The 17,331-nt window shown below is 47.1% G+C and carries 16 protein-coding genes; 11 read left to right on the forward strand and 5 right to left on the reverse strand.

What is annotated here, in order from left to right:
• Window positions 1–29 precede the first annotated feature (29 nt).
• Window positions 30–797 (reverse strand): zinc transporter ZupT, encoded by a 768-nt coding sequence (gene zupT, locus M979_RS20755; RefSeq protein WP_034461027.1) that lies wholly within the window; start codon window positions 795–797, stop codon window positions 30–32.
• Window positions 798–996: 199 nt separating this feature from the next.
• Between zupT and ygiD the strand changes: the two genes are divergently transcribed.
• Entirely contained in the window at window positions 997–1,785 is a 789-nt protein-coding gene (gene ygiD, locus M979_RS20760; RefSeq protein WP_064556248.1) for a 4,5-DOPA-extradiol-dioxygenase, read from the forward strand.
• Between the two features lie 64 nt (window positions 1,786–1,849).
• On the opposite strand, the gene M979_RS20765 is transcribed toward ygiD, so the two are convergent.
• The 3 genes from M979_RS20765 to tolC all read right to left on the reverse strand — a co-directional run bounded on the left by M979_RS20765 (window position 1,850) and on the right by tolC (window position 5,344).
• A complete protein-coding gene (locus M979_RS20765; protein ID WP_064556249.1) occupies window positions 1,850–3,010 on the reverse strand; it encodes a glutathionylspermidine synthase family protein in 1,161 nt (386 codons plus the stop codon).
• A 6-nt stretch (window positions 3,011–3,016) separates the two neighbouring features.
• Window positions 3,017–3,691, reverse strand: a complete 675-nt coding sequence (locus tag M979_RS20770) for a DUF1190 family protein (protein WP_064556250.1) — start codon at window positions 3,689–3,691, stop codon at window positions 3,017–3,019.
• Window positions 3,692–3,850: 159 nt separating this feature from the next.
• Window positions 3,851–5,344 carry an outer membrane channel protein TolC gene (gene tolC, locus M979_RS20775; protein WP_034461021.1) on the reverse strand — a complete coding sequence of 498 codons (1,494 nt, stop codon included), beginning with the start codon at window positions 5,342–5,344 and terminating at the stop codon, window positions 3,851–3,853.
• A 207-nt stretch (window positions 5,345–5,551) separates the two neighbouring features.
• On the opposite strand from tolC, the gene nudF reads away from it, so the two are divergent.
• From nudF to parE, 5 genes are read left to right on the forward strand one after another with little or no spacing between them, the layout of a single operon-like run.
• Complete coding sequence (gene nudF, locus M979_RS20780; RefSeq protein WP_034461020.1) at window positions 5,552–6,184, forward strand: ADP-ribose diphosphatase; 633 nt, start codon at window positions 5,552–5,554, stop codon at window positions 6,182–6,184.
• Between the two features lie 2 nt (window positions 6,185–6,186).
• Entirely contained in the window at window positions 6,187–6,609 is a 423-nt protein-coding gene (locus M979_RS20785) for a DUF1249 family protein (RefSeq protein ID WP_034461019.1), read from the forward strand.
• A gap of 25 nt (window positions 6,610–6,634) precedes the next feature.
• Window positions 6,635–7,462 carry a 3',5'-cyclic-AMP phosphodiesterase gene (gene cpdA, locus M979_RS20790; protein ID WP_034461018.1) on the forward strand — a complete coding sequence of 276 codons (828 nt, stop codon included), beginning with the start codon at window positions 6,635–6,637 and terminating at the stop codon, window positions 7,460–7,462.
• Window positions 7,462–8,037 carry an esterase YqiA gene (yqiA, locus tag M979_RS20795; protein WP_064556251.1) on the forward strand — a complete coding sequence of 192 codons (576 nt, stop codon included), beginning with the start codon at window positions 7,462–7,464 and terminating at the stop codon, window positions 8,035–8,037. Before cpdA ends, yqiA begins: the two co-directional genes overlap by 1 nt.
• A gap of 44 nt (window positions 8,038–8,081) precedes the next feature.
• Window positions 8,082–9,977, forward strand: a complete 1,896-nt coding sequence (parE, locus tag M979_RS20800) for a DNA topoisomerase IV subunit B (RefSeq protein ID WP_034461014.1) — start codon at window positions 8,082–8,084, stop codon at window positions 9,975–9,977.
• Window positions 9,978–10,220: 243 nt separating this feature from the next.
• On the opposite strand, the gene M979_RS23165 is transcribed toward parE, so the two are convergent.
• Window positions 10,221–11,963, reverse strand: a complete 1,743-nt coding sequence (locus M979_RS23165; protein WP_064556252.1) for an EAL domain-containing protein — start codon at window positions 11,961–11,963, stop codon at window positions 10,221–10,223.
• Between the two features lie 579 nt (window positions 11,964–12,542).
• Here M979_RS23165 and M979_RS20810 point away from each other — a divergent pair.
• The 5 genes from M979_RS20810 (at window position 12,543) to M979_RS20830 (ending at window position 17,197) form a co-directional block, all read left to right on the forward strand.
• Window positions 12,543–13,223 (forward strand): N-acetylmannosamine-6-phosphate 2-epimerase, encoded by a 681-nt coding sequence (locus tag M979_RS20810; RefSeq protein ID WP_064556253.1) that lies wholly within the window; start codon window positions 12,543–12,545, stop codon window positions 13,221–13,223.
• A 13-nt stretch (window positions 13,224–13,236) separates the two neighbouring features.
• Complete coding sequence (gene nanK, locus M979_RS20815; RefSeq protein ID WP_064556254.1) at window positions 13,237–14,112, forward strand: N-acetylmannosamine kinase; 876 nt, start codon at window positions 13,237–13,239, stop codon at window positions 14,110–14,112.
• 66 nt (window positions 14,113–14,178) lie between these two features.
• Window positions 14,179–15,660 (forward strand): sodium:solute symporter family protein, encoded by a 1,482-nt coding sequence (locus tag M979_RS20820; protein ID WP_064556255.1) that lies wholly within the window; start codon window positions 14,179–14,181, stop codon window positions 15,658–15,660.
• 11 nt (window positions 15,661–15,671) lie between these two features.
• Window positions 15,672–16,136, forward strand: a complete 465-nt coding sequence (gene nanQ, locus M979_RS20825) for an N-acetylneuraminate anomerase (protein ID WP_064556256.1) — start codon at window positions 15,672–15,674, stop codon at window positions 16,134–16,136.
• A gap of 179 nt (window positions 16,137–16,315) precedes the next feature.
• The gene (locus M979_RS20830; RefSeq protein ID WP_064556257.1) at window positions 16,316–17,197 is read left to right on the forward strand and encodes a MurR/RpiR family transcriptional regulator; all 882 of its coding nucleotides are present in this window, start codon (window positions 16,316–16,318) and stop codon (window positions 17,195–17,197) included.
• Window positions 17,198–17,331: the final 134 nt, after the last annotated feature.

Raw genomic sequence — 17,331 nt, forward strand, 5'->3', positions numbered from 1 at the left:
GTATATCAGGACTAGTCATATATCGAGTATTATCCTATCCCATTAGTTTGCAGCAACGTCAGGCTAAACCCCATCACTGCCATACCGCAAAGAACGCCATAACTCGGGTTGTTATGTGGGTCGATTTCCTTAGCGAGCGGCATCAGTTCGTCAACCGACAACGCCACCATGATGCCTGCGACGGCAGCCATAATTGCAGCCATTAAAACTGGTGAAATCATCGGGCCTAAAATCAGCCAGGCCAATACACCACCGAGAATTTCCGCAAGTCCCGAAATCCCAGCCCAGAAGATAGCTTTGCGTTTTGAACCCGTAGCCGCGTAGACCGGGCCTGCCACGGCCAAACCTTCAGGAATATTGTGCAATGCTACTGCGAGCGCAATCCCCATCCCTAATTCCAGGTTACTACTGGCGGTCACAAAGGTTGCCACCCCTTCAGGGAAGTTGTGTAGGCTAATACCCAGCGTTAGCAGCAATGCGGTGCGGCGTAAGTTACGCGGCTGTGGCTTGCTGTCCATCAAGTCTTGCGGATGCGCATGGGGCAGGGCGCGATCGAGTGCGAAATAGCCCAGCAAACCCAGCATAAACATGCCATAACCCAGTACCGGCGACATTCCCTCGGTATGAAGTGCGGCTGGCAGCATCTCCATTAAAGAGATAAGCAGCATAATGCCCGCTGCAAAGCCGAGGGAAAATGCCAGCACACGGTTTGATGGTTTCTGGCCGAGGACGCCAAGAAAAGCACCAATGAAAGTGGCTCCCCCTGCTAATAGGGTCAGGATCAAGGGTACTGACATTTATCACTCCTTTTGATAATGATTCTCATTCATATTAATGGGCGATGTGATAAAAATCGAGAGCCAGTTGAGAAGCTTTACACATAGCTTACATTCAAATTTCCTGAAGATCTTCATCATTCTTATCTGAGTTCTTCATAGCGTAAAAGCGCGTACTGTAGTTTTCATAAACTGAATGACCTGATTAAAGGACACTACCATGACAACTCAACGAATGCCTGCGCTGTTCCTCGGACACGGTAGCCCAATGAACGTGCTTGAAGATAACCAATATACCCAAGCCTGGCGCCATTTGGGAGAGACCTTACCGCGTCCAAAAGCAATTGTGGTGGTATCTGCGCACTGGTTCACTAAAGGCACGGGTGTTACGGCAATGGAAACGCCAAAAACTATCCATGATTTCGGCGGTTTCCCACAGGCCTTGTACGATACTCATTACCCCGCACCGGGCTCCCCTGAGCTGGCACAACAGTTGGTTGATTTGCTGGCACCCGTTCCGGTGATGCAAGACAAAGAAGCCTGGGGGTTTGATCATGGCTCCTGGGGCGTTCTTATAAAGATGTACCCGAATGCTGATATTCCAATGGTGCAGCTCAGTATCGATAGTACCAAACCAGCCGAGTGGCATTTTGAAATAGGCCGTAAACTGGCGACGTTACGCGACCAGGGTATTATGCTGATTGCCAGTGGCAACGTTGTCCATAACCTGCGCACTGCACGCTGGCACGGTGAAAACACGCCATACCCATGGGCTGAGTCGTTTAACCAATATGTGAAAGACAATCTCACATGGTCTGGGCCGGTTGCCGAGCACCCGTTGGTGAATTACTTGCAGCACGAAGGCGGATCGTTATCTAACCCAACTCCGGATCACTACCTGCCATTACTGTATGTATTGGGGTCGTGGGATGGTAAAGAGCCGATAACTCTACCAACGGATGGGATAGAGATGGGATCGTTGAGTATGCTTTCGGTGCAAATCGGCTGACGCGTTATAATTCAAATTGGATATGCTGATATAAAAAAGGCGCGAAATTCGCGCCTTTTGAAATTTATTCTACAAATACATGCGGATAGAAGCGCGATAGATCCTGAGTGATTAGCTCGCGATCCTCACGAATACCAATTCCTGCAGGTTGATCGTTGATAAGCCAACTGCCGATCAACACATAGCTGTCGCCAAATTTAGGCAACTGATAGAACTCCTGCACAATCATACCTTCTTCACCGTAAGGGCCATCGACACGGGCAATTTCTTCGCCGTTTTCGATGATCTTCACATTCGCGCCTTCGCGAGAGAAGATTGGCTTCACCACGTACTTATTCATCGGCGGATAGTTATCTTCGGCGAAATAAGCAGGCAGTAAGTTTGGATGATCCGGGAACATTTCCCACAGCATTGGTAGCAATGCTTTGTTGGAGATAATGCTCTTCCAGGCAGGTTCCAGCCAGCGAACGCCAGCGTCTTCGAGTTTGGTGGAGAACATTTCACGCAGCATGAATTCCCACGGATAGAGCTTGAACAGGTTACTGATAACCTGATCCTGCAAATCGGTGAACTGGCCTTTCTCGCCCAGGCCGATTTCTTCCATGTAGACGAATTCGCTCGCCACTTCTGCTTCAGCTGCACAATCTTGCAAATACTGGACAGTACCGCGATCTTCTACTGTGTCCTGGCAGCATGCGAAATGCACCAGATTGAAACCGTGCTGCTGTTTTAATTCAGCAAAACGCTCGATGATCTTTTCTTGCAGGCTGTTGAACTGATCGCTTTGGGCTGGCAGGTTGCCGGCCTGGATCTGATCTTCCAGCCAGATCCACTGGAAGAATGCCGCTTCGTATAAAGACGTTGGCGTGTCGGCGTTGTTTTCCAGCAGCTTAGGTTCACCAGCGCCATCCCACGCAATATCCAGGCGTGAGTAAAGAGACGGCTGTTGCGTGCGCCATGACTGACGCACAAATTCCCAGGTGTGCTTAGGAATGCGGAACTTAGCCAGCAGCTCATCGCTGCCCACAACTTTTTCTACAACTTTCAGGCACATCTGATGCAGTTCAGCGGTGACTTCTTCCAGTCGTTCAACTTGAGGGAGTGTCAGCTTGTAATATGCGTCTTCACACCAGTACGGCTCGCCATACATGGTGTGAAAGTTAAAACCATATTCTGTGGCTTTTTCGCGCCAGTCCGGGCGCTCAGTAATCGCAATTCTTTCCATAATTTCTTAGCCACCCATGGAGCGAGAAGAACCCGTTGCGCTGTTGCTGCGCTGCATTGTTGATTGTTTGGCGACTGAATCACCGAAACCGCCACGAGTTACTGTGCTGGTAGTTGCAGGTTTTGGCGCCATGGCTGTTTTCGGAACTGTAGCCGTACGACCAGGTGTGGCTGCACCGTAGCTTTTACCGCTGGCATCGGCGTATTTACCATAAGCCGGGCTTGCTGGGTTTTTCGATGTGAACAGCGGTTGCTGAGCAAAGCCTGCACCGCCACCCATCAGACGACCCATCATGTAACCTGCCATCAGCGGCATCCAGAAGCTGCCGCTTTGTTGTGGTTGAGCCTGAGCTTGCTCACCCGCCATGCTTGCCTGTGCTGGAGCTTGCTGACATTGGCCTTCACCAAATTCAGCGATACATTCTTCACGTGAAGCATATTTCGGTGCGGTACGTTCTGCTTCTTTCAAGGCATTGTTAAAAGCAGTCGTACATTCGGCACTTTTGCCTGGGTTGGCCTGCGAGCAGTCATCCGCATTTTGATACATGGAAACTGTTTCGTCATTTTGTTCGCAACCGGCAAGCATAAATACTGCGGTAACTGCCAGTGCGACCGGCGTCAAATGGCGTGCGTTCCAGCTTTTGCGGAACGATGCGTGATTTATGATTTTTGTCCGTTTCATTATTCTGTCCTGAGCCCAGTGGTCATGGTGCTTAGAATAGGGGATGAATGGTTGAAATTGAAGCGATGACGACTGTTTGGAGGGAGATCTTTACCTTGCCTTACGTTCGGATGCGTAAGTTGTGACGGGGGCATGTTGTCATGCCCCCGAAATATCCAATCAGTTACCGAATGGGTTAGCTGATTTTTTGTTTGTTGCTGAGACTGGAGTGGCTTGTGCAGGTGTTTCCGTCTTAGTGGTTGCGGCTGTATCAGCTGAGTAACCATCTGCGCGGGCATTCTGGTCTGGCGTTTCTGGCGCGACGCTTTCGGCCGTCGTTGGTACTGGTTTGCCTAATGTGCCGTTCAACGCAACCAGATCTTGTTCGTTAAGTGTACCCAGAGCTGATTTAATATTCAGCTGGTTGATCAGGTAGTTATAACGAGCACTAGAGAGCTGTTGTTTTGCGTTATACAGCGTTGTCGTCGCATCTAACACATCAACGATGGTACGTGTACCCACTGAATAACCTGCTTCCATTGCATCTAAAGAGCTTTGGGCAGAGACAACCGCTTGTTTGTAAGCGTTAATGGTACTGATAGAGGCGTTAACGTTGTTAAATGAAGAACGCACCGTTTGCACCACGCTACGATGTGCGCTTTCCAGTTGCTCACTCGCGCCAACAAAGTTGTATTGCGCTTGTTTCACCTGAGAGGTTACAGAACCGCCGCTATACAATGGCAGGGAGAAGTTCAGACCGATTTTATTCTGGCCTACACCCTGGTCATCGTACGCCTGGCTGGTGGTTTTAGAGCCGCTGTAATTAGTGTCAGAAACACCGGTAGAAGCGGTTAAACCTACTGTTGGCATATGGCCAGTTTCAGCGTAACGAATTTGCTCGCGCGCCAGGTCCTGCGACAGACGTGCCTGTAACAATGCCAGGTTACGCTTTTCAGCTTCTTTGAGCAGATTATTTACCGCATCAGGTTTGTTGGTTTTGAAGCCATCAACATTCAGCGAAGCCAGAGACGGATAGTAGTTACCGGTGACCTGGCGTAACGTTTCTACCGCGTTATCCAGATTATTCCGTGCAGTCACTTCGTTCGCTAATACGTTATCGTATTGTGCTCGGGCGTTCTGTACGTCTGTGATTGCAACCAAACCAACGTTAAAGCGCTGAGTAGTTTGATCTAACTGGCGATAAATAGCCTGTTTCTGAGCTTCTGTATAGGAGAGTGCGTCAATGGCACTCAACACATTGAAATAGGCAGTAGCAGTATTCAGGATCAGTGTTTGCTGGTCGGTCTGATAAGTAACATCTTGTATACCGGCAGATTTCTCTTGCAGTGTGAGCGCACGCCATTTCGACATATCAAAAATGGTTTGTGTTAATTGCAAAGAGGCACTGGTCGTAGTGGAGTCGATGCCATTCGAGTCACGGAAGCCATTGCTGTATCCATAATCAGCACCAAGGCCTAGCTGTGGTAGTAATGGGCTGCGTGCTTCGTTGATTTTTTCGAATGCGGCATCACGGTCAGCAGCGGATTTTCGCAAGTCCGGGTTGCTTAAACGTGCCTGCTGATAAACCTGCATCAGGTTTTCTGCCTGGCTCATGGCACTGAAACCCGTTAGGCTCAGACCGATAAGAATTGGGAGCAGTTTCTTCATTTGCATTCCTTGTTGTGAAGCAGAAATTGTTTGTTAGCGCTGACAAGAGCCGAAAATGATCGCCGATTCTAGCAGAGTCTGCCAGCTGGGAAGCTTGGCGTAATGTGCCATCTGCCCTTAATTTTCATCAATCTACCACATAGGAAATGAAACGGCAGTCGTACAGACTTGTATTAGCACATTTCATGACCATAAAAATATCAGGAAACCACTATGACTAAGCAAAAAGATCAACTTGTCACGTTAGGTAAAAACGATGTTGAAATTATTGCACGGGAAACGCTTTATAGCGGTTTTTTTTCGCTAGATCTTTATCGCTTCCGCCATCGCCTGTTTAATGGCGAAATGAGTGGTGAAGTTCGGCGTGAAATTTTAGAACGCGGGCACGCCGCAGTACTGCTACCCTATGACCCTGTGCGAGACGAAGTTGTATTGATAGAGCAGATTCGGATTGCTGCCTATGACACAAGCGAGAGCCCGTGGCTGCTCGAACTGGTTGCAGGAATGATTGAAGAAGGTGAAAGCGTCGAAGACGTTGCTCGCCGCGAAGCAGTTGAAGAGGCTGGAGTGGTTGTTGGTCGGACTAAACCGGTCATTAACTACCTGGCAAGCCCCGGCGGAACCAGTGAGCGTTTATCTATCCTTGTTGGGGAAGTGGACGCAACTTTGGCTACGGGCATACATGGTCTGGCAGATGAAAACGAAGATATTCGTGTTCATGTCGTGAGCCGGGAACAGGCTTATCAGTTAGTAGAAGAAGGGAAAATCGACAACGCAGCTTCAGTCATCGCACTGCTTTGGCTGCAATTGCATCATGAGAAATTAAGAGCCGAGTGGAACAACTAAACATGAAGCGCTACACACCTGACTTCCCGGAAATGATGCGCCTGTGCGAAACCAATTTTGCACAACTACGACGCCTGCTTCCTCGTAATGATGAGGTAGGTGAAAAAGTCACTTATCAGGTCAGTAGCGCCCAATATCGACTCACTATCCTTGAGTCGACACGCTATACAACTCTTGTGCAAATCGAACAAACGGCCCCAACTGTGAGCTACTGGAGCCTACCATCGATGTCGGTCAGGCTATATCATGACGCGATGGTCGCGGAAGTGTGTTCAAGTCAGCAGATCTTTCGCTTCAAAGCGCGTTATGATTATCCTAATAAAAAGTTGCATCAACGCGACGAAAAGCATCAAATTAACCAGTTTCTAGCCGATTGGCTGCGTTATTGTTTGGCGCATGGAGCGATGGCGGTTCCGGTTTGTTAGTGAGGGTGAAACCTAAGGACACCATTTGGAAAGCCTGTTAAATCTTCCTGTGGCCGGTGGGGGCCAGATCAGGATCTTGCAAATTACAGATACCCACCTGTTCTCTGGAAAGAACGAAACGCTGCTTGGTATCAATACCTGGATGAGTTATCAGGCTGTTATTGACGCCATCCTCGCTGAGCAGCGTCATTACGACCTTATCGTTGCAACTGGGGATTTAGCCCAGGATCATAGTGCGCAAGCCTACCAACACTTTGTTGAAGGCATAGCGGAGATTCCTGCGCCCTGCGTTTGGCTTCCCGGTAATCACGATTTCCAACCGGCGATGTTTAGCTCGTTGCTGGAGGCCGGTATTTCCCCGGCTAAACAAGTTTTCTTAGGCGATAGCTGGCAGATTTTGTTGCTGGACAGCCAGGTGTTTGGTGTCCCACATGGTGAATTGAGCGACTATCAGCTCGACTGGCTCGAGCGCAAGCTCGCCGGTGCACCTGAACGCCATACTCTATTGCTGTTGCATCATCACCCTGTCCCTGCGGGCTGTAGTTGGTTGGACCAACATAGCCTGCGCAATGCCGCCGAGCTTGATAACGTGCTGCAAAAATTCCCAAAAGTGAAAACTCTGGTATGCGGGCATATTCATCAGGAGTTAGATCTCGACTGGAATGGCCGGCGCATGCTGGCAACACCTTCTACTTGCGTGCAATTCAAACCTCACTGCTCTAACTTCACACTCGATACCATCGAGCCCGGTTGGCGCTGGCTGGAACTTCATCCAAACGGTGGGGTGACTACTGAGGTTTGTCGCTTGAAAGGTGCGGTGTTTAACCCAGATACCGCGTCAGAAGGGTATTGATGTCAACGCTACTTTACTTACACGGCTTTAACAGTTCGCCGCGTTCAGCCAAGGCCACCAGTTTGAAAGCGTGGCTTGCGAAGAACCATCCGCATATCAATATGATTGTACCGGAACTTCCACCGTATCCTGCCGATGCGGCAGAGTTGCTGGAGTCGCTGGTGCTGGAGCATGGTGGTGAACCGTTAGGTGTAGTTGGCTCGTCTTTAGGCGGCTATTACGCCACCTGGCTGTCGCAATGTTTCACGCTTCCTGCGGTAGTGGTAAACCCGGCAGTCCGGCCTTTTGAATTGCTGGTGGATTATCTCGGCACCAACGAGAACCCCTACACCGGGCAGCAATATGTGCTAGAGTCTCGCCATATTTACGATCTTAAAGTCATGCAAGTTGACCCGTTAGATTCGCCAGATCTTATCTGGTTGTTGCAACAAACGGGTGACGAAGTGCTTGATTATCGCCAGGCGGTTGCGTACTACACCCCCTGTCGCCAGACGGTAGAATCCGGTGGCAATCACGCCTTTGTAGGCTTCGAAGATTATTTCACACAGATTGTCGACTTTCTTGGCCTGCACTGAGGCCTGATGTCGGATTCCTGTTTCGCTATCTGAACGAATAAACCATGACGCAATCCAGTTATAACGCCGATGCCATTGAGGTACTCACCGGGCTTGAGCCTGTTCGCCGCCGTCCGGGGATGTACACCGACACCACCCGTCCAAACCATTTGGGCCAGGAAGTCATTGATAACAGCGTGGATGAAGCGCTGGCAGGCCATGCGAAGCGTGTTGATGTTATTCTCCATGCCGACCAGTCGTTAGAAGTCATTGATGACGGGCGCGGCATGCCGGTAGATATCCACCCGGAAGAGGGCGTTCCGGCGGTCGAGCTTATTCTTTGTCGCCTGCATGCTGGCGGTAAATTCTCCAATAAAAACTACCAGTTCTCTGGTGGTCTGCACGGCGTGGGCATTTCTGTCGTTAACGCCTTGTCTAAACGTGTTGAAGTCACCGTGCGACGTGATGCGCAGGTTTACAGCATTGCATTTGAAAACGGCGATAAAGTCCAGGAACTGGCGGTGGTCGGCACCTGCGGTAAACGCAACACCGGTACCAGCGTTCACTTCTGGCCAGATGCTTCCTTCTTCGACAGCCCACGTTTCTCCGTTTCCCGTTTAAGCCATTTGCTGAAAGCCAAAGCGGTACTTTGCCCGGGCGTGGAAATCACTTTCACCGACAAAGTGAATAATACTGAACAACGCTGGTGCTACCAGGATGGTCTGAAAGATTATTTGTGCGAAGCGGTAAATGGCTTGCCTACGCTTCCTGAGTCTCCATTTGTCGGTAACTTTGCCGGGGATGTCGAGCAGGTTGACTGGGCGTTGTTGTGGCTCCCGGAAGGCGGGGAATTGCTGACGGAAAGCTACGTCAACCTGATTCCAACAATGCAGGGCGGTACTCACGTCAACGGTTTGCGACAGGGTCTGCTTGATGCGATGCGCGAATTTTGCGAATACCGCAACATTCTGCCGCGTGGCGTAAAGTTATCTGCTGAAGATATCTGGGAACGTTGCGCTTACGTGCTCTCGGTAAAAATGCAGGATCCTCAGTTCGCCGGGCAAACCAAAGAACGCCTGTCATCACGCCAGTGTGCGGCATTTGTTTCCGGTGTTGTGAAAGACGCATTCAGCTTATGGCTGAACCAGAATATTCAGATTGCAGAACAACTCGCTGAACTGGCAATTTCCAGCGCCCAGCGTCGTATGCGTGCCGCCAAAAAAGTGGTACGTAAAAAACTGACCAGTGGTCCTGCATTGCCTGGAAAACTGGCCGATTGTTCTGCACAAGATTTGAGTCGCACTGAGTTGTTCCTGGTGGAAGGGGATTCCGCAGGCGGTTCAGCTAAACAGGCGCGTGACCGTGAATATCAGGCGATCATGCCTCTTAAAGGTAAGATCCTCAACACCTGGGAAGTCTCTTCCGACGAAGTACTGGCATCACAAGAAGTGCACGATATTTCTGTCGCGATCGGTATTGATCCAGACAGTGAAGACCTGAGCCAGCTGCGCTACGGTAAAGTTTGTATCCTTGCGGATGCGGACTCTGATGGTTTGCACATTGCCACTTTGCTGTGTGCGTTGTTCGTACGCCACTTCCGTTCGCTGGTTCGCGGTGGGCATGTCTATGTCGCGATGCCACCTTTGTACCGCATCGATCTGGGCAAAGAGGTTTACTACGCCCTGGATGAAGAAGAGAAAGCCGGTGTGCTTGAGCAACTCAAACGTAAGAAAGGGAAACCGAACGTTCAGCGCTTTAAAGGGCTGGGCGAAATGAACCCCCTGCAATTACGTGAAACGACGCTCGATCCAAACACTCGCCGCCTGGTGCAGCTCACGATTGACGATGAGGACAACGATAAAACAATGGCAATCATGGATATGTTGCTTGCGAAGAAACGTTCCGAAGATCGTCGCAATTGGCTGCAAGATAAAGGCGATATGGCGGATCTTGAAGTCTGATGTCCCTGCAAGGATAGATTGATAAATCAGCTAAACGTTGAGCAAGGAAGCTCTGGCGTAAGTTGCAAAACGTCAGGCCTTGCTCTAAAGATTTAGTGTAAAAATATTCTTTATTTCAGTCTGTTAAATCGAATCGTGGGAAATCGATCCCAGGATGAAAATACTGCCTGAATTTAGAATTCGACAAGAAAGTTGCAGGCTAGCTTCCCACACTTAATTTTCTATATTGAAGCAAAATCCCTCCTATGCCCCCAATGTATCCAAAAAATCGGATAAAGGAACCGGGCGGTGGTACAAATAGCCCTGCTGATAATCAACGTTGTTATCATGCAAATATTTTGCCTGTTCCTCAGTTTCAACGCCTTCCGCAATAACTTTTAAATTCAGTGATTTTGATAATGAGACAACATTTTCTACGATATGGTGAGAGATAGCATCAAGACCAATCATTTTAATAAAACTACGGTCAATTTTAATATAGCTTACCGGGAATTTTTGGAGGTAGTGGTGGGTAGCATATCCTGTTCCGAAATCGTCAAGGGCAAAAAGAATATTTAGATTATTAAGCGCCACAGCACCTTTTATCGCAATTTTAGTATCAGTATTAAAGTTTCTTTCTGTTATTTCGAATATAGTTGTGATTGAAGTACAATTTTCTTTAAATGATTTACTTCTTGTAACCAACTCCGGATCTTCTAAATGATCAGGAGAGATATTAATTGATAAATGAAAATTACTCGGTAGTTTATGTGCCTTAATTTGTAAGGTTTTCTGTATGTTCTCAAGTAATTGATGTGTCACTTTAATAATAATTCCGCTTGATTCCATTGCCGGAATAAATGTATTTGGGGGAATGAGTCCCATCGTTGGGTGTTTCCATCGAAGAAGTATTTCACAACCAATGATTTCTTTATTTTTTGTGTCCATTATTGCCTGCGCAAAAGGTATGAACTCATTTTTTTTCATGGCGCGGAGCATGTATTTTTTAGAAAGGAAATTATAATTAGAAAATGATTGCAGGAACATAAAAGAAAAAATGATAAATGTTATGATACCTATTGGTAATCCGGCTTGAGTTGCTACTCTGATTATTTTCTCTTGTATAGTAGTATATTGTTCAATATAGAGTATGCCACTCAGTATCTCTTTGTTAGTATAGTTAGAGTAAACCCCTCCTTTAGTTTTTACGATTGAAGCAATTTCTTTATTCGAAGGGTCATTATCGCTGGAAATTATAATTTTATTATTCTTGTCAAATACTACAACGTGATAATTATTATCGTTGTTTTTAACTATTTTATTTATATAATCAAGGTTAAGATCAAGGGAAATAGCTCCTTTGAATTCATCTTTATTATAAACAGGCGCTGTAACCGTTAGTATCTGCCCCTTCCCGGCAATATCAATATAAGGGGTTGTGATTTTCACCTCACGCTTAGGATTATTTTCTGGTGTAACTAAATACCAGAATGGATCGGTATACATGCCGGGATTAAAATAGTAAGTGCTAACCTTTTTTTCAGATGAGTAAGGAGCGATATAGACAAATGAGTTTTTGGAAGTGTAGTAGATCCATGAGTATAATTTTGTAAAATAACCATCCCCTACATCAATGTTAAGAGACGCTGCAGCATTAGCTTCATTTTTTGTATCAGAATCTAATTTATCATAAGAACCAATACCGCTAATCATCCCTCCAGAAATATTATTGTGAGGTGTTATTTTAAAATGCCAATTCTCTGAAGAATTATTGTTTTTTATTGGCATTGAAATGGGATTGTAACGATTGTTAGATTGTAAGTTAATCTCCATCTGTTTTCGTAGCATTTCGCACAATACAATGCTTACGTTTATTTTTTCACTGATGCTTTTTATATATGTCTCAACTGTTTCATTTATACGTACAGTATCTTTTTCCCAATATGAGCCCAACATTGCAGCAACGCAAACCACCCAAATTACTAACAATAAATGCTTTTTATTCATTATTTATGAGCCAGTTATAAGTATTTATGTATTATTATATAAATAATTGGTTTGCGTATTCAATATTTAGATTAAGGTATGTCTGGGGTGCATTATCTTTCTCGTGGCTTGAAATCAAATGAAGCTCAACGGAAGTCAGTGAGTCAGAAATTGATAATACTTTTCATTTTGTAATGCCCTATTTTTACAGAATATATTAAATAGCTAAAGCGCATTTGTGAACTCAATGAGATGCCAGAATCGATTAGCTTTTTTTCATACGTTGGGTGGAATTACCTCTTTCAGATAATGGTTTCAGATATTAAGGGTTACGATGGTTTTTAAAGAAAAAAAGGGGGTAAATAGATCCAGTGATATGACATCCTTGGCCTGATTGAAAAAAACACTTTGCTTTTCTCTGCATCAGATTTCGCTTTATCGACCATCCTCACAAGTTAAAAATCTTGGTTACCGATCTCGCGAACCCCGTGCGTATGACCCTCCTCACATTTTTCCCGTTTGTAGCTTGAAATAGTAATACTCCATCCGCTATTCTTTTTTGGAGTTAAACTTCATTTTAAGTTTGCAAGGCGGAGCACAATGTCACTACTAACAACATTAGAACAAAGCGTGCGTGATTGCGGGGGGCTTATCGTCTCCTGTCAGCCCGTACCCGGAAGCCCAATGGACAGGCCTGATATCGTGGCAGCAATGGCGCAAGCTGCTGTATCTGCGGGAGCTGTTGCCATACGCATTGAAGGAATCGCCAATCTGGAAGCGGTACGGCCACTTATTTCAGTCCCAATCATTGGCATTATGAAACGCGATCTGGAAGACTCCGCGGTGCGCATCACCCCGTTTTTGCATGACGTTGATGCGCTTGCAAAAGCCGGAGCTGACATTATTGCCTTTGATGCAACATTCCGACCGCGCCCGGTGGCTATTGATGAACTGATTGCCCGTATTCACCATCATGGATTACTGGCAATGGCAGACAGTTCCACGGTAGAAGAAGGCCTCAACTGCAAACACAAAGGCGTCGAGTTTATCGGCACAACGATGTCTGGTTACATCACTTCAGTTACGCCTGAAGGACCGGATCTGATGATGGTGTCAGAGTTAAGCGATGCTGGCTGCCGCGTCATTGCTGAAGGTCGTTACAACTCTCCTGAGTTGGCATCACAGGCTATCAATCATGGCGCATGGGCTGTTACTGTTGGTTCAGCCATCACCCGTATTGAACATATTTGCCAGTGGTTCAGTGATGCCGTTAAGCGCTAAGTCGGAGAAGATGATGAACACACTTGCTATTGATATCGGCGGTACCAAGCTGGCCGCGGCGCTTATCAACTCGCAGCATGAAATCTCGCTACGCACGGAGATCCCCACTCCGGCACATGCAGAGCCACAAGCTCTGGAGCAGGCTATGGCTCATTTGGTTGCAGTCTATGAAGGGAAAGCACAGCGGGTGGCTATTGCCTCTACAGGTATTATTGATAACGGAATTCTTACTGCGCTAAATCCAGATAATCTCGGTGGGCTGAATCAATTTCCATTGCAGGCGACCGTTGAACGTCTCACGGGGTTGCCGTGTGTAGTTCTCAACGATGCACAGGCTGCCGCCTGGGCAGAATATTGCCATCTGTCAGCTCAATTCAAACACGTTACGTTTATTACGGTTTCCACAGGAGTCGGTGGTGGCATCGTGATTAATGGCGAGTTGCTAACGGGTCCTCATGCCTTTGCAGGCCACATTGGGCATACCCAGGCGGATCCGAATGGCCCAATGTGTGGTTGCGGACGTGTTGGTTGTGTTGAAGCCATAGCGTCCGGGCGTGCCATTGCAGCAGGGGCTCAGCACGATCTTTTGGGAAAAAATGCCCGCGAAATCTTTGCTTTGGCGCAGGAAGGAAATGAGCAGGCACAACAACTAGTTGCGCGTTCAGCACAGGCAATTTGCCAACTGATTGCCAATCTTAAAGCTCTGTTGGATACCGAATGCATCGTGCTAGGTGGCAGCGTCGGGCTTGCCCAGGGTTATCGTCTACAGGTGGAAAAGCAGCTCGCAACATTACCCGTGGCATTCCATGTTCCAGTTTATTCAGCTCACTATCTGCATGATGCGGGGTTAATGGGAGCTGCCCTCTGGTCTGAATATCGCGCAGTCTGATCGTTTATAAAATTTAAAATTCAGACAGTTACCTCACCCTAATAAAACCATAAGTAGGAAAGTGCCATAATGACTCATTCTTTCGGCATCTTAAATTACGTTGTTCTTTTCGGCTATTTACTGGCCATGATGTTAGTCGGTGTCTATTTTTCAAAGCGGCAGAAAACGGCTGATGATTATTTCCGTGGCGGCGGCCGAATTCCTGGCTGGGCTGCAGGTGTCAGTGTATTTGCTACTACGCTAAGCTCAATTACCTTTATGTCCATTCCAGCCAAGGCATTCACCACTGACTGGACATTTATTCTCGGCCAATATCTGGTTATTGCTATTTTACCGGTTGTCTTTTACTTCTATATTCCATTCTTCCGGAAGCTAAAAGTAACCTCTGCCTACGAATATCTTGAAGCTCGTTTTGATGTTCGTAGCCGCTTGTTCGCCAGTCTCTCTTTTATGATGTTTAACATTGGCCGTATCGCCATTATCACTTACTTAACGGTATTGGCTCTGCGACCATTTATTGGTATTGACCCTATTGTTTTAGTGCTGCTGATTAGTGTTATGTGCATTATTTACACCTGGATGGGCGGTATCGAAGGGGTTATCTGGACTGACGTTATTCAGGGGTTGTTGTTATCGGGCAGCGCGGTGCTTATTTTCATCGTAATTTGCTTTAAAGTGCAAGGCGGGTTCGGCGAGATTTTTACCGTGACCCAACATGCCGATAAATTCTTCCCGGCTTCACAGTTCCGCTGGAGTTGGACGGAAAGCACAGTGCCCGTACTGATGATTGGTTTTCTGTTTGCCAATATTCAACAATTTACTGCCAGCCAGGACGTGGTCCAGCGCTATATCGTCACGGACTCCATCGAGGAGACGAAGAAAACATTGCTGACCAACGCTAAGCTTATCGCCATTATTCCTATCTTCTTCTTTGCTATCGGTTCGGCTCTGTTTGTTTACTACAAACAAAACCCAGGCCTGTTACCCGCAGGTTTTAACATCGGGGGAATCTTGCCGCTATTCGTGGTGACAGAAATGCCTACAGGTATTGCCGGTTTGATTATCGCCGCTATTTTTGCTGCTGCGCAGTCCAGTATTTCAAGCAGCCTGAACAGCATCTCCAGTTGCTTTAACTCCGATATTTATCAACGACTGAGCAGCAAAAAGAGAACCCCAGAAAACAGTATGCGTATGGCGAAACTGGTGATCCTTATTGCCGGGCTATTTAGTAGCGCTGCGACGGTATGGTTGGTTATGGCGAATGAATCAGAAATCTGGGATGCCTTTAACAGCTTGATTGGATTGATGGGTGGCCCGATGACAGGTCTGTTTATGCTGGGGATTTTCTGCAAACGCGCCAATGCGGGTAGTGCCACTCTTGGCATTGTGGTCAGTATTGTAGCGGTGCTGTTTGCCCGCTATGCCACAGACTTGAATTTCTTCTTCTATGGTGTGGTTGGCTGTCTGAGTGTAGTGATCAGCGGCGTTATTTTCGCCCCATTATTTGCTTCAGCGCCAGCGTTGACGCTTGGTGAAACACGTGAGTAAAAGGTGACATCATGATTTTAGGACGCATTTCGGAGCTCAGTGCTCAGACCGGTATCGCTCCTCAGCTACTGGCTATTATTAAGCAGGCACTGGCGAAGCATCCGGAAACACTAAGTGCGGGCCGCCATGAAATAGACGGCGACGATATCTTTATGAATGTTATGAGCTTTGATACCTCAGAACCGCAGAGCAAGCGTTACGAGCAGCACCGCGAATATCTTGATATTCAGCTGTTACTTAATGGCCAGGAGCGCATTGATTTTGGCCCGATTGGTGCGGCAATAGAGCCAGATGTTTATCACCAGGATGATGATTATCTGCTTTGTGATGAGGTCGTGCCTTGCCAGACTTTGCATATGCAACCCGGAATGTTTGCGATATTTCTCCCAGGGGAGCCACATAAACCAGGTTGTGTCAGCGAAACGGCGCAGTCAATCAGCAAGGTAGTCATCAAAGTGCATTATCGCTGTCTATAAAATTTTGTTTTAAAGCCATAATAATATTAAGCCGTAAATTAGTTCTTCTTTGACGGCGCGATGTACGCATACCCCCTATGCTTACATCGCGCTTTTTTTCATGCCACAGACTTGTTACGCTCTCAACCATTCAATATTGCAGGCTTTTTGCCACAACACGCACTCAAGAGCAGGAAATTATGGAGTCTCAAGCCCTACGTCTTAAACCCGGAAAAATCCTCGACACACTTGGTGCGATGCAAAATAGCATGACGCGTGTTTCACAGCGGATCGCGCACTATATTTTGACCTCTCCACAGCAGGTAACTCAGCTCTCTATCGCCGAGTTGTCACGCGAAACACAGGCTGGCGAAGCCACCGTTATTCGTTTCTGTCGCACCCTGGGCTATAAAGGTTTTCAAGATTTCAAAATGGATTTGGCTATTGAGTTAGCCACGATGGATACAGATAACAGTAGCCCGCTGTTGGATGGAGAAATCACTGAGTCAGACGATGCGCATACCATTGGTTTGAAACTGCAAAGCACCATTAATAATGTGTTGTCTGAAACCTTAAACCTGCTTGATATGAATCAGGTTAATCAGGTAGTCGATGCGTTGCGTACCAGTCACTCGGTATATATTTTCGGTGTCGGTTCGTCGGGAATTACGGCGGAAGATATGAAGCATAAGCTGATGCGTATTGGTTTGCGGGTCGATGCCGTTACCAATAATCACTTTATGTATATGCAGGCCACATTACTCAAAGCGGGCGATGTCGCGATTGCTATCAGCCACACTGGTACATCACCGGAAACCGTCCATGCCCTCAAGCTTGCCAGGCAAGCGGGAGCTACCACGGTAGCGCTGACCCATAATTTAGGCTCCCCACTTATTGAAATAGCCGATTTTAGCCTGATCAACGGTAACCGCCAGGGGATGCTGCAAGGCGATTCGATTGGCACTAAGACAGCACAACTATTTGTACTGGATTTGCTCTACACCTTGCTGGTACAAGCTGCACCAGAGCAAGCCCGGGAAAGTAAGTTGCGTACCATGGACGCACTTAACATCGCAAAGTAATGCCACATTAGCGGCATTGATCACAGTTCAATGTATTAAGCCATTTTAGCTATGCAGCCATGGTTGCATCACTCCATTTGTCACCTTAATATAGAGTTAAACTTCATAATCACAAATCATTAGAAGTAAAACTC

It is taken from the genome of Buttiauxella noackiae ATCC 51607, from assembly GCF_001654865.1.
Classification (GTDB): domain Bacteria; phylum Pseudomonadota; class Gammaproteobacteria; order Enterobacterales; family Enterobacteriaceae; genus Buttiauxella; species Buttiauxella noackiae.